This window comes from Microbacterium karelineae, from assembly GCF_009745985.1.
Taxonomy (GTDB): domain Bacteria; phylum Actinomycetota; class Actinomycetes; order Actinomycetales; family Microbacteriaceae; genus Microbacterium; species Microbacterium karelineae.
In genome coordinates this window covers 267,249-279,433 of sequence record NZ_WFIX01000190.1, presented here as the reverse complement: position 1 = coordinate 279,433, position 12,185 = coordinate 267,249, and the positions used below count along the sequence as shown (strand labels likewise).

Here is a 12,185-nt window from a genome sequence, read left to right as displayed (position 1 = left end):
GGTGGCACCGATTCTCGTGACCCGATGCGAACGCGTCTGGCTCGCAGAGTGATCCGACATCAGAGAAACCCAGCTCAGCGCAGCCCTCACCCGAAGATCATCGGGAGGTCGTCGTCCTCGTCGTCCGACAGATCGAGGTCGACGACGATCGGCACGTGGTCGCTCGGGCCCTCGCCCTTGCGCTCGTCGCGCTCGATCGATGCGCCCTCGACGGACTCGGCGAACGCCTGGGAGCCGAGGATGAAGTCGATGCGCAGGCCCTCGTCGCGCGGGAAGCGCAGCTGCTTGTAGTCCCAGAACGTGAAGCCCTCGGGCACGAGCGGGCGCACGACGTCGCGGAGGCCGGCGCCCTCGAGCGCGTGGAACGCCTCGCGCTCGGCGGGGGAGACGTGGGTGGTCACGCCCTCGACGATCGACGGATCCCCGTTGTCGCCGTCGAACGGGGCGACGTTGAAGTCGCCCGTCAGGGCGAGCGGCAGCTCGGGATCCGCCGCGAGCGTGTCGCTCACGTACTGGCGGAGCGCCTCATAGAAGCGCAGCTTGTAGGCGTAGTGCGGGTCGTCGAGCCCGCGCCCGTTCGGCACGTAAAGGCTCCACAGGCGCACGCCCTCGACGAGCGCCGAGATCGCGCGGGCCTCGAGCGGCGCGTCGTCGCCCTCGTAGCCCTTCTTGAAACCCGGCATTCCCGGGAAGGAATATTCGATGTCCTCGAGGGGGAGGCGGCTCGCGATCGCGACGCCGTTCCACTGATTCAGGCCGTGCGCTTCGACGGTGTATCCCGCGTCCTCGAATGGCTGATACGGGAACTGCATCGGCTTGCACTTGATCTCCTGCATGAGCAGGACATCGACTCCCGCCCGCTCCGCGAACGCGACCACACGGTCCACGCGCGCACGGACGGAGTTGACGTTCCAGGTCGCGATCCGCATGGATCCAGCCTATTCGGCCGCGACCGGAGCGCGGCTATCCGCGGGGATCCGAGCCCCACTTCAGGTTGTCGAAGAGGTCGTCGACGCCCTGGCGGTCGTAGGCCTCGGCGCGCGGCGCCGACGGGAAGTCGAGGTTCTTGATGAGGTCGGCGAACTGGCGCCCCGTGCGCAGGCGCTCGACGACCTTGTCGATCACGTCGTTCACCGGGCCGCGGGCGTATCCGTCCGTGAACAGGCCCGGCTTCCGCATCGGGTGAGACGCGAGCCAGTCTTCGAGGGGCTGATCTGCCTTCGCCATGCCCACAGCCTAGCCGTCTGCGCGGCGCTCGTAGACTGGCGGTCATGGCCATCGCATCCACGCCCGCGCTCGAGTCCGACCGTCAGCAGCTCATCGAGCTGATCCAGGCCGAGGCGGTGTTCCACGGCGACTTCACCCTGTCGAGCGGCAAGAAGGCGACGTACTACGTCGACATGCGCAAGCTCACGCTCGACCACAGGGCGGCGCCCGCGATCGGCCGGATCATGAGCGACCTCGTCGCGGACATCGACGGCGTCGTCGCCGTCGGCGGGCTGACGCTCGGCGCGGATCCCATCGCGAACGCCGTCATGCACGCCTCGGCGGGAACCGACCGCCCGCTCGACGCGTTCGTCGTGCGCAAGGAGCCGAAGGATCACGGCCGCGGCCGTCAGATCGAGGGCGCTGAGGTCGAGGGCAAGCGCGTCGTCGTGCTCGAGGACACGTCGACGACGGGCCAGTCGGCGCTGAAGGCCGTCGAGGTCCTCCGGAAGGCAGGCGCCGAGGTGGCGGCCGTCGCCGTGATCGTCGACCGCAAGACGGGCGCGCAGGCGGCGATCGAGGCCGAAGGTCTCGAATGGCGTGCGGCGATCGACCTCGACGACCTGGGGCTCGCGCCGCAGTAGCGCGCGGCCCAGGCGCCCGGACGGAGCGGCCCGTCCGATCCCGGTACCCTTCCTCCATGACCCGTTTCGCGCTCGCCGTCGACCTCGGCGGCACCAAGATCGAGGCCGCCCTTGTCGACGAGAGCGGCGAGGTGCTGGCCGCGAGCCGCAATCGCGTGCCGACCGGCCGCGAGATCACCCCCGACGGGCTGCGCGCGGCCGTGAGCGCCGTCGTCGGAACGGCGATCGATCACCTGCCGAGCGACGCGGAGTTCGCGGGCGCCGGCATCGGATCCGCGGGGCCCGTCGACCTCGCGAGCGGCACGATCCACCCCGTCAACATGCCGGGCGTGCGCGGGTTCGGCCTCGTCGAGGCGGTGCGCGACTCGGTGATCGTCGACACGGGCCAGACGGAGGCTGACGTCACACTGCGTCACGACGGCGGCGCGCTCGCATTCGCCGAATCGTGGCTCGGCGCCGCGGCCGGCACGCGCGCCTCGCTCTCGATCGTCGTCTCGACGGGTGTGGGCGGCGGCATCGTCATCGACGGTGCGCCGATCGGCGGCAACACGGGCAACGCCGGCCATCTCGGCCAGATGCACTCGGCCGAGCACAGCGGCGAGCTCACGCTCGAGGAGGTCGCGTCGGGGCCGTCGAGCGTACAGTGGGCGCAGCTCGCGGGCTGGCAGGGATCCACGGGGGAGCAGCTCTCGGAGGACGCCCGCCGCGGCGATCGCGTCGCGCGCGAGGCGATCGAGCGCTCGGCACGGGCTGTCGGCCGCACTCTCGCCGACGCGTCGACGCTGCTCGACCTCGAGGTCGTCGCGATCTCGGGCGGCTTCTCGTTCGCGGCCGACGACTATGTCGAGCTCGTCGGCGCGGCCCTGCGCGACTGGGCGCAGCTGCCGTATGCGCAGGCGACGCGCGTCGTGCGCAGCGGCCTGGGCCCCGACGGCCCGCTCGTCGGCGCCGCCGCCCTCGCGCTGCGGTGATCCGGGCGTCCGTCTCGGTCCGCTGACCGCGAAGAACCCGGCCTTGTGGCACACAGTCACGATACGCTATAGTGCGTATCGTGACTATGACGGCTGCGGAGATCATCCGCGATACGCGCGAGAAGTCGGGCCTGACGCAGGCGGAGTTCGCCGAGCGCGTGGGCGTCACGCAGAGCGTGATCAGCGCCTACGAGCGCGGCAGGCGCGAGCCGTCGTACCGCACGCTCGTCGACTTCGTCTCCCTCGTCGGATCCGAGCTGAGCATCGTCGTCGACTACAAGCCGACGCCGACCCTCGCGTTCGTCCGGTCGAAGAAGGCCGAGCTCGAGAAGGCGCTGGGGGACCTCGGCGCGGAGAGCATCCGCGTCTTCGGCAGCGTGGCTCGCGGTGACGCGGGGCCTGGAAGCGACGTCGATCTGCTGGTGCACCTCAAGGACGGAGTGAGCCCGGTCCGCATCGTATCGATGCGGGAGGAGGCGGCACTCGTTCTGGGTGTGGAGGTCGACGTCGTGCCAGACGTGGGGCTCAAACACTACGCCGTGATGAACATCATGGCCGAGGCAGTTGAACTATGACTCCGCGACGGCAACGAGAGCGGCTGGAAGACATCCTGGAGTGCTGTGAAGCCATTGCGCAGTACGTCGCTGAAGATCCGGGGCTCGACGACGGGATCCACTTCGACGCGACGCGTGCGCGCGTCCTCATCATCGGCGAGGCGGTTTCGCATCTTCACTCCAGTGTGCGCGCCCGAGCACCGGAGGTGGCGTGGCATGAGATCGTCGGCATGCGCAACATCGTCATCCATGAGTACTTCGATACGGCGCACGCTGTCGTTCTTGCGGCCGCGCACGAAGACGTTCCGCGCCTGAAGCGCGCCGTCCGCCGCATCCTCGACGTCGGCGACCTCGACTACGAACGCAGCCCGATGCGCACCGACTGATCGCTCGTCAGCGCCGCGGGCCGAACGCGTCGTCGTCGTCGCGGCCGTCCTTCAGGTGGCGCAGCGCGCGGATCCCCATGACGATCGCCGCGACGCACGACAGCCCGATGACGAACAGGAAGACCTCACCCATCGTCGCGATCCTCCAGCAGGTCGGCGACGCTGGACAGCGTCTCGCTCGGGCGGAACGGGTATCGGTCGATCTCGTTCTGGTCGCTGATGCCGCTCATCACGAGCACGGTGTGCAGGCCCGCCTCGATGCCGGCGACGATGTCGGTGTCCATCCGGTCGCCGATCATGCCGGTGTTCTCGCTGTGCGCGCCGATCCGGTTGAGCGCCGAGCGGAACATCATCGGATTCGGCTTGCCGACGACGTACGGCTCCTTGCCGGTCGCCTTCGTGATGAGCGCATTGATCGCGCCCGTCGCCGGCAGCGGTCCCTCGGCGGAGGGACCCGTCGCGTCGGGGTTCGTCGAGATGAACCGCGCGCCGCGGCCGATGAGCCGGATCGCCTTCGTGATCGCCTCGAACGAGTAGTTGCGGGTCTCGCCGATGACGACGTATTCGGGATCCGACTCGGTCATGATGAAGCCGGCCTCGTGCATGGCGGTGAGGATCCCCGCCTCGCCGACCACATACGCCGTGCCGCCGGGCGACTGCGTCTCGAGGAACGTGGCGGTCGCGAGCGCCGACGTCCAGATGCGGTCCTCCGGCACCTCGATTCCGCTCGCGAGCAGGCGCGCCGACAGGTCGCGCGGCGTGAAGATCGAGTTGTTCGTCAGCACGAGGAACGGGGTGTCGTTGCGGCGCCACTGCGCGAGCAGTTCGGGGGCGCCGGGGATCGCCCGATTCTCGTGGACGAGCACGCCGTCCATGTCGGTCAGCCAGCACTCGATCTCGCTTCGACTCGCCATGTGGACAGCGTATGTCGTCCGCGGAATCTGCGCCGCGTGTTGGCGCGAATCCCCGCCGCACGATCCGCGCGCCGCGCCCCGCGCCGGCTGGTGCGGGCATACGCTCGGCAGTGTGAGCAAGAGCGCGCGGGCGGCATGGGATCCGCAGCAGCTGCCGCCGCAGGACGGGCGGAGCTATCTTGTCACGGGTGCGAACGCCGGTCTCGGCTATTTCGCCTGCGAGCACCTCGCGCGGGCGGGCGCGCACGTGATCATGAGCGGGCGGCACCCCAACCGGCTGGCGGCCGCGCACGATGCGATCGAGGCGCGCGTCCCCGGAGCGTCGGTCGAGACGCTGCTGCTCGACGTCGCGAATCCCGGATCCATCCGCGCCGCGGCTGCGAGCGTGCGGGGAGGGCTGTTCGAGCGCACCCGCCTCGACGGGGTGATCTTCAATGCGGGGATCGTGCACACGCCGCGCCGCCGCAAGGTCACGCGCGACGGGCGCGAGCTCGTGTTCTCGACGAACGCGCTCGGGCACTTCGTGCTCGGGGCCGAGCTGCTCGTGTCGCTCGCGAAGTCGTCGACGAGCCGGTGGACCCCGCGCATGGTGTGGCTCGGCAGCATGTCGACGCGCATGGGCGCCCACATCCCGACCGATGTGCAGCTCGAGAGCTCCTATTCGGCATGGAAGGCGTACGTGCAGTCGAAGGTCGCGGTGCAGGCGCTCGGCTTCGAGGCCGACGCGCGCCTGCGCGACGCCGAGGTGCCCGTGCAGAGCGTCGTCGCCCACCCCGGATATTCGATCGGCGGGCGGACGCCCCTCGTCACCGGCGTCAACGAGCCCGGGCGGTGGAAGCGGATCCGCGACGGCGTGCAGGCGCCCGTCGCGCAGAGCAAGCAGCGTGGGGCCGACACGATCGTGCGCGCGCTCATCGATCCGACGATCTCGAGCGGAGAGTACTGGGGCCCGCGCTTCCTCACCCACGGCGCGCCCGTCCGGCAGCGGCCGTCGCCGACCTCGGTCGATCCGGAGGTGCGCCGGCGCGTGTGGGAGAAGTGCGAGGCGCTTTCCGGCATGACGTGGCCCTTCCAGAAGGCGGCCCGCGCCGGCCGCTGATGGCCGGGCACGGCCCCGTACCCTGGATGTCATGTCCACGAGTCCGGCGGCCGACGACTATCTGAAGACCATCTACGCCCACACCGAGTGGCAGGATGCGCCGATCACGCCGTCGGTGCTCGCCTCGAAGCTGGGCGTCGCGCCGTCGAGCGTGACCGAGATGGTGAAGAAGCTCGCCGCGGCAGGCCTCGTCTCGCACGAGCCGTATCGCGCCGTCACCCTCACGGAGGCCGGCCGGGCGCGCGCCGTGACGATGACGCGTCGGCACCGCCTGATCGAGACGTGGCTCGTGCGGGAGTTCGACTACGCGTGGGACGAGGTCCACGACGAGGCCGAGGTGCTCGAGCACGCCGTCAGCGAGCGCATGCTCGCGCGGATCGACGACCGCCTCGGGCATCCGACGCACGACCCCCACGGCGACGCGATCCCGCAGCCGGACGGATCCGTCGAGCGCTCGCCGTTCGTGCGGCTCGACGAGGCGGATCCGGGGCACCGGGGCGGCGTCCTGCGGGTGAGCGACAGGGATCCGCTGCTGCTGCGCGCGATCACGAGCTCCGGGATCGACGTGGCCACCGAGATCACCGTGGGCGACGAATGCATCGAGGTCGAGGGGCGCCGCGTGGAGCTGCCCGACGGCGCCGCCGAGGCGATCTGGCTCTCGGCGTGACGGGTGCGAGTGCTACCGTGACGGTATGGGAATGATAGAGGGAGCGCCCGTGATGGGGCGCTGCGAGATCTTCCGCGACCGCCGCGCCTGACGGCGCGCTCGCGTTCGATCCGAACTCTTCGCTGACGTCAGCGCGCCGTCTCTCCGAGATGTCATCGGCACCTCGGACGGACAGTCTTCGCGTGCCTGCACGCGCTCATCCTGCCGTCGGGGTGCTCCAGAACTCTTCCTTGGAGCGCGCACATGCCTCGTTCAACCCACGGCGGCCGACACGAACTCGGCCAGAACTTCCTCACCCACCGACCGACCATCGAGCGCATCGCCGCGCTCGCCGCGGACACACGCGGATCCATCCTCGAGATCGGCGCCGGCGATGGCGCGATCACGCGCTCCCTCGCGCGACTGGGGCGTCCGACGACGGCGATCGACCTCGATGAACATCGGGTGCGCCGGCTGCGGCGCTCGCTCCCCGACGTGCGCGTCGAGCGCGCCGACATCCTCCGGCACCCGCTCGCGGGCCCGGTCATCGTCGGGAACATCCCGTTCCACCTCACGACGCCCATCCTCCGGCGCCTGCTCGGCGCTCCGGGCTGGCGCGACGCGATCCTCCTCACGCAGTGGGAGGTCGCGAGGAAGCGCGCGGGCGTCGGCGGGCGCACGATGATGACGGCGCAGGCCGCGCCGTGGTTCGAGTTCGCGCTCGAGGGGCGCGTCCCCGCTCGTCACTTCGCGCCGTCGCCGAGCGTCGATGGTGGGATCCTGCGTGTGACCCGCCGCGGCTCGCCGCTCGTGCCCCCGCGCGAGCGCCGCGCGTACGAGGCGTTCGTCCGCGCGGTGTTCACGGGGAGGGGCGGATCCCTCCGACGCGTCGTCGCCGGTGCCTCACAGCGGAGCGGCCGCGCCGCCCACCGGGCCCTCGCGCGGGCCCGCGTGCGGGACAGCGCCCTGCCCCGGGACCTCACGCCAGCGCAGTGGGCGTCGGTCTGGCACGATCTCCGGATCGCGCCGTAGGCGATCCGATCCAGCGGAGATCCGCCCGTTCTCCGGATCCGGTCTCAGGATCGGATCCGGAGAACGGGCGATCGTCCGGCGGAAGGAGCTCGCGCGGGATGCGACGATGGGGGAGTGAGCGACTCCGCCGGCCCCGAAGAGACCCGCGACGTGCCGGTGCACGGTGTCGGGCCGTGGCCGGGGCCGTGGCCTGACGGCGAGCACTGGGATCCCGAACTGCTCGCCCACGGCGACACCCGCAACGTCGTCGACGGGTACCGCTACTGGAAGATGGACGCGATCATCGCCGATCTCGACACGCGCCGGCACCCGTTCCACGTCGCGATCGAGAACTGGCAGCACGACATGAACATCGGATCCGTCGTGCGCAGCGCGAATGCCTTCCTCGCCGACACCGTGCACATCGTCGGCCGGAAGAAGTGGAATCGACGCGGCGCCATGGTCACCGACCGGTACCAGCACGTCGTGCACCATCCCGACGTCGCGTCCTTCCGCGAGTGGGCGTCGGGCGAGGGCGTTCCGATCATCGCCGTCGACAACGTCGGCGAGGCTGTCCCCGTCGACCGGGCGGACATCCCCGAGCGCTGCGCGTTCCTGTTCGGGCAGGAGGGTCCGGGCCTGACGGACGAGGCGCTCGCCGCAGCCGATGCGCACATCGAGATCACGCAGTACGGATCCACCCGCTCGATCAACGCGTCGGCCGCGGGGGCCGTCGTCATGTACGAGTGGTGCCGACGCTGGGCACGCTGAGGGGCCTACCGGCGTCGACTCGACGGGCGTAGCCTCTGCCCCGTGAGCCGGGTGCACCGGAGCGCCGGGCGAGAGGGGTCGATCATGGAGCTCAGCAAGATCCAGCCGTGCCTGTGGTTCGCCGACCAGGCGCGGGAGGCGATGGAGTACTACACGTCGGTGTTCCCGAACTCGGAGATCCGCTCGATCGAGACGTATCCCGACGAGTCGCTCGACCCGCACTTCGCGGGCATGGCGGGCAAGGTGCTGAACGGCCGCTTCACGCTCGACGGCGTCGACTTCGTCTGCCTCGACGGCGGGCCGATCTTCACATTCAACGAGGCGATCTCGTTCGTCGTGACGTGCGCCGACCAGGAGGAGGTCGACTACTACTGGCACGCCCTGTCGCACACGCCGGAAGCCGAGCAGTGCGGCTGGTGCAAGGATCGGTTCGGGCTGAGCTGGCAGGTGGTGCCGCAGCACATGGATCAGCTGACGGCCACCCCCGCGCAGATCCAGGCGATGATGCGGATGAAGAAGATCGTCATCGAGGATCTCGAGGACGCGGGGCTCACCCCCGCCTGATCAGGCGGCGTTCCTCAGCCACGCGGATCCTCGTACGCGGCGTGCGAGGGTCCACCAGCGCATGCCCATGAGCACGCCGTAGAACGCGATCGACACCCACATCAGACCCCAGGATCCGCCCGGCTGGGCCATGAGGAGGACGGTCAGGTAGACGAGGAACGGCGCGAGGTTCACGAGGCCCGCGAGGGCGAGGTAGCGCGAGTCGTTCGCGCCCATGAGGACGCCGTCGAGCACGTACACGATGCCCGCGACAGGCTGCAGGATGCCCATGATGACGAGCGCCGGGAGGATCATCCACGACATGCCCCACTCGCCCGTGAAGGCGACGCCGATGACGGGGGACAGCGCGGCGATGAGCACGCCGATGACGACGCCCGCCATCGCTCCCCAGGCGACCGTGCGGCCGAGGACGTAGCGCACGCTGTCCTCGTCGCCGCCGCCCAGGTGCTTTCCGATGAGCGCCTGCGCGGCGATCGCGAGCGCGTCGAGCGCGAAGGCGGCGATGGATCCGATCGTGAACACGATCTGCCATCCCGCGAGCTCGTCCGTGCCGAGCGCCGTCGCGGCCGCCACCGTCAGCAGGAGTCCGGCGCGCAGCGCGACCGTGCGCAGGAGCAGCCACCCGCCCGTCAGCGCAGTTCCCCGCACGCCGGCGCGCGAGGGCTGTGCGCTCGATCCGTGGCTTCGCGCGAGCCGGGCGACGATCACGACATACGCGGCGACCATGCCCCACTGCGCCACGATCGTGCCCGCGGCGGATCCGGCGATCCCCCAGTCGGCGACGTAGATGAACACCCAGTTCAGCAGGGCGTTCGCCGCGAATCCGACCCCCGCGATCCACAGTGGCGTGACCGTGTTCTGCAGGCCGCGGAGCAGCCCGGTCGCGGCGAAGATGACGAGCATCGCGGGCAGCCCCCACATGCTGAGCGCCAGGTAGATCTCGGCCTGCTCCGCGACCTGCGCCGACGCGCCGAACAGCGAGACCGCCCACGGCGAGATGAAGTATCCCGCCACCGCGAGAACCCCGCCGATGCCGAGCGCCAGCCACATGCCGTCGATGCCCCGCGAGACCGCCCGCGCGTCGTCGCCCGCCCCGTGCAGTCGCGCGACGGCGGGCGTCGTCGAATAGGCGAGGAAGATCATGAGGCCGACGATCGTCTGCAGCACGCTCGCCGCGATGCCGAGGCCCGCGAGAGGCGTGACGCCGAGGTGGCCGACCATCGCCGAGTCGAGCGCGAGGAAGATCGGCTCGACCACGAGCGACCCGAACGCGGGCAGCGCGAGCCACAGGATCTGGCGGTTGAGGGTGCGCTGCGCGGTCACGGATCCAGCGTAGGGGCGACGTGAGACATCGTTCGCCGCAGCCGCCGCTCCGCTGGTCCGGCCCGGATCCGGTGTCGGTGGTCGCGCCTACGATGGATCGCATGACGCTTTCCTCCGGCCTCGCGATCGACGAGTTCTCTGATGACATCCGTCCGCAGGACGACCTGTTCCGCCATGTGAACGGCGCGTGGATCGACAGGACGGAGATCCCCGGCGACAAGGCGCGCTGGGGTGCGTTCCACGAGCTCGCCGAGCAGGCCGAGAAGGACGTGCGCGCGATCGTCGAGGAGTCGCGCGCGGCAGAGGTGGGAACCGAGGCGCGCAAGGTGGGGGACCTGTTCGCGAGCTTCATGGACACCGACCGCATCGCCGCGCGGGGCCTCGAGCCGATCCAGGGGCAGCTCGCGGCGGTCGACGCGATCGCCGACGTCCCGGCGCTGCTGCGCACCATCGGAGAGTTCGACCGGAACGGCGCGGTCGCGGGCGTCATCGGCGTGTACGTCGAGCCCGATCCCGGCAACCCGCAGCGCTACATCCCGTTCCTCGCCCAGGCGGGCATCTCGCTGCCCGACGAGCAGTACTACCGCGACGACCAGTTCGCCGACGTGCGCACGGCGTTCGTCGGCCACGTCGAGCGCATGCTCGCGCTCGCCGGCGTCCCGGATCCGGCCGACAGCGCGGCCCGCATCATGGCGCTCGAGACGGCCGTCGCGGCGCACCACTGGGACAACGTGCGCAGCCGCGATGCCGTCGCGACCTACAACCTCATGACCTGGACCGAACTGCAGAAGCTCGCCGGCGTCGACCTCACGCCGTGGGCCGAGGGGCTCCTCGGCGGCGCCGCGCCGCAGACGGTGGTCGACGAGGTCACGGTGGCGCAGCCGACCTTCGTCGAGGGCCTCGGCACGCTCCTCACCCCGCAGCGCCTCGACGACTGGAAGGCGTGGCTGCGCTGGAAGGTTGTCCGCTCCGCGGCCCCGTACCTCACAGACGACATCGTCGATGAGAACTTCTCGTTCGTCGGCACGACGCTGCAGGGCGTTCCCGAGAACCGCGAGCGCTGGAAGCGCGGCATCAGCGTCGTCGAAGGCGCGCTGGGCGAGGCCGTCGGCAAGATCTACGTCGACCGTCACTTCCCGCCCGCGGCGAAGGCCGAGATGGACCTGCTCGTCGCGAACCTCATCGAGGCCTACCGCGCGTCGATCTCGACCCTCGAGTGGATGAGCCCCGCCACCCGCGAGAAGGCTCTCGAGAAGCTCGACAGCTTCACGCCGAAGGTTGGATACCCGACGAAGTGGATCGACTACGCGCCCCTCGAGATCGACGCCGATGACCTGCTCGGCAACGTGCGCCGGGCCTGCACCTTCGAGCACGACCGACAGCTCGCCAAGATCGGGCAGCCGATCGACCGCGAGGAATGGCTGATGACGCCGCAGACCGTCAACGCCTACTACCACCCGCTCATGAACGAGATCGTGTTCCCCGCGGCGATCCTGCAGCACCCGTTCTTCGACCCCGAGCGCGACGCCGCGGCGAACTACGGCGGCATCGGCGCCGTCATCGGGCACGAGATCGGCCACGGATTCGACGACCAGGGGTCGCAGTACGACGGCACCGGAACCCTCGAGAACTGGTGGACCGACGACGACCGCGCCGCATTCGAGCAGCGCACGAAGAGCCTCATCGACCAGTACGACGCCCTCACGCCGCAGGGCCTCGACCCGCAGCACACCGTCAACGGCGCGCTCACGATCGGCGAGAACATCGGCGACCTCGGCGGCCTCGGCATCGCCCTGCGCGCCTACGCCCTGTCGCTCGGCGACGAGGAGCCCGCCGAGATCGACGGCTTCACCGGCATGCAGCGGGTGTTCCTGTCGTGGGCGCAGGTCTGGCAGCAGAAGGGTCGCGACGCCGAGACGATCCGCCTGCTCGCGATCGACCCGCACTCGCCCAATGAGTTCCGCTGCAACCAGATCGTGCGCAACATCGACGCGTTCTACGACGCGTTCGGCATCCGCGAAGGCGACGGACTGTGGCTGCCCGAGGACCAGCGTGTGACGATCTGGTGACGGTGCGGGCGACAGGCCCGGATCCAC

The 12,185-nt window shown here is 70.2% G+C and carries 15 protein-coding genes; 10 read left to right on the top strand and 5 right to left on the bottom strand.

Going from position 1 to position 12,185, the window contains the following annotated elements; genetic code table 11:
* Positions 1 to 86 precede the first annotated feature (86 nt).
* Positions 87 to 929 (bottom strand): exodeoxyribonuclease III, encoded by an 843-nt coding sequence (locus tag GB932_RS14485; protein WP_156761397.1) that lies wholly within the window; start codon positions 927 to 929, stop codon positions 87 to 89.
* A 34-nt stretch (positions 930 to 963) separates the two neighbouring features.
* Positions 964 to 1,227, bottom strand: a complete 264-nt coding sequence (locus GB932_RS14480) for a hypothetical protein (RefSeq protein WP_156761396.1) — start codon at positions 1,225 to 1,227, stop codon at positions 964 to 966.
* Positions 1,228 to 1,271: 44 nt separating this feature from the next.
* Between GB932_RS14480 and pyrE the strand changes: the two genes are divergently transcribed.
* The 4 genes from pyrE to GB932_RS14460 all read left to right on the top strand — a co-directional run bounded on the left by pyrE (position 1,272) and on the right by GB932_RS14460 (position 3,761).
* Positions 1,272 to 1,850: an orotate phosphoribosyltransferase gene (pyrE, locus tag GB932_RS14475; protein ID WP_156761395.1), complete on the top strand. Its 579-nt coding sequence runs from the start codon at positions 1,272 to 1,274 to the stop codon at positions 1,848 to 1,850.
* Positions 1,851 to 1,906: 56 nt separating this feature from the next.
* Positions 1,907 to 2,821: an ROK family protein gene (locus GB932_RS14470; RefSeq protein ID WP_156761394.1), complete on the top strand. Its 915-nt coding sequence runs from the start codon at positions 1,907 to 1,909 to the stop codon at positions 2,819 to 2,821.
* A gap of 86 nt (positions 2,822 to 2,907) precedes the next feature.
* Entirely contained in the window at positions 2,908 to 3,396 is a 489-nt protein-coding gene (locus tag GB932_RS14465; RefSeq protein WP_231916264.1) for a helix-turn-helix domain-containing protein, read from the top strand.
* Positions 3,393 to 3,761 (top strand): HepT-like ribonuclease domain-containing protein, encoded by a 369-nt coding sequence (locus tag GB932_RS14460; protein WP_156761392.1) that lies wholly within the window; start codon positions 3,393 to 3,395, stop codon positions 3,759 to 3,761. The genes GB932_RS14465 and GB932_RS14460 overlap by 4 nt, the downstream gene beginning before the upstream one ends.
* A gap of 7 nt (positions 3,762 to 3,768) precedes the next feature.
* On the opposite strand, the gene GB932_RS19660 is transcribed toward GB932_RS14460, so the two are convergent.
* Both GB932_RS19660 and GB932_RS14455 read right to left on the bottom strand, forming a co-directional pair.
* Positions 3,769 to 3,894 carry a hypothetical protein gene (locus GB932_RS19660; protein ID WP_306769964.1) on the bottom strand — a complete coding sequence of 42 codons (126 nt, stop codon included), beginning with the start codon at positions 3,892 to 3,894 and terminating at the stop codon, positions 3,769 to 3,771.
* Entirely contained in the window at positions 3,887 to 4,675 is a 789-nt protein-coding gene (locus GB932_RS14455; RefSeq protein ID WP_156761391.1) for an HAD-IIA family hydrolase, read from the bottom strand. Before GB932_RS14455 ends, GB932_RS19660 begins: the two co-directional genes overlap by 8 nt.
* A 112-nt stretch (positions 4,676 to 4,787) precedes the next feature.
* Here GB932_RS14455 and GB932_RS14450 point away from each other — a divergent pair, with 112 nt between their 5' ends.
* From GB932_RS14450 to GB932_RS14430, 5 genes are all read left to right on the top strand, one after another.
* Positions 4,788 to 5,774 carry an SDR family NAD(P)-dependent oxidoreductase gene (locus tag GB932_RS14450; RefSeq protein WP_231916219.1) on the top strand — a complete coding sequence of 329 codons (987 nt, stop codon included), beginning with the start codon at positions 4,788 to 4,790 and terminating at the stop codon, positions 5,772 to 5,774.
* A 31-nt stretch (positions 5,775 to 5,805) separates the two neighbouring features.
* A complete protein-coding gene (locus tag GB932_RS14445) occupies positions 5,806 to 6,441 on the top strand; it encodes a metal-dependent transcriptional regulator (RefSeq protein WP_156761389.1) in 636 nt (211 codons plus the stop codon).
* A 243-nt stretch (positions 6,442 to 6,684) separates the two neighbouring features.
* The gene (gene erm, locus GB932_RS14440; protein WP_156761388.1) at positions 6,685 to 7,452 is read left to right on the top strand and encodes a 23S ribosomal RNA methyltransferase Erm; all 768 of its coding nucleotides are present in this window, start codon (positions 6,685 to 6,687) and stop codon (positions 7,450 to 7,452) included.
* A 114-nt stretch (positions 7,453 to 7,566) separates the two neighbouring features.
* A complete protein-coding gene (locus GB932_RS14435) occupies positions 7,567 to 8,202 on the top strand; it encodes a TrmH family RNA methyltransferase (RefSeq protein WP_156761387.1) in 636 nt (211 codons plus the stop codon).
* A 42-nt stretch (positions 8,203 to 8,244) separates the two neighbouring features.
* Positions 8,245 to 8,766 (top strand): VOC family protein, encoded by a 522-nt coding sequence (locus GB932_RS14430; RefSeq protein ID WP_231916217.1) that lies wholly within the window; start codon positions 8,245 to 8,247, stop codon positions 8,764 to 8,766.
* Here the strand turns inward: GB932_RS14430 and GB932_RS14425 are convergent, their stop codons facing one another.
* Complete coding sequence (locus GB932_RS14425; protein ID WP_156761386.1) at positions 8,767 to 10,089, bottom strand: MATE family efflux transporter; 1,323 nt, start codon at positions 10,087 to 10,089, stop codon at positions 8,767 to 8,769.
* 92 nt (positions 10,090 to 10,181) lie between these two features.
* Between GB932_RS14425 and GB932_RS14420 the strand changes: the two genes are divergently transcribed.
* Complete coding sequence (locus GB932_RS14420) at positions 10,182 to 12,158, top strand: M13 family metallopeptidase (RefSeq protein ID WP_156761385.1); 1,977 nt, start codon at positions 10,182 to 10,184, stop codon at positions 12,156 to 12,158.
* The last annotated feature ends 27 nt before the right edge of the window (positions 12,159 to 12,185 follow it).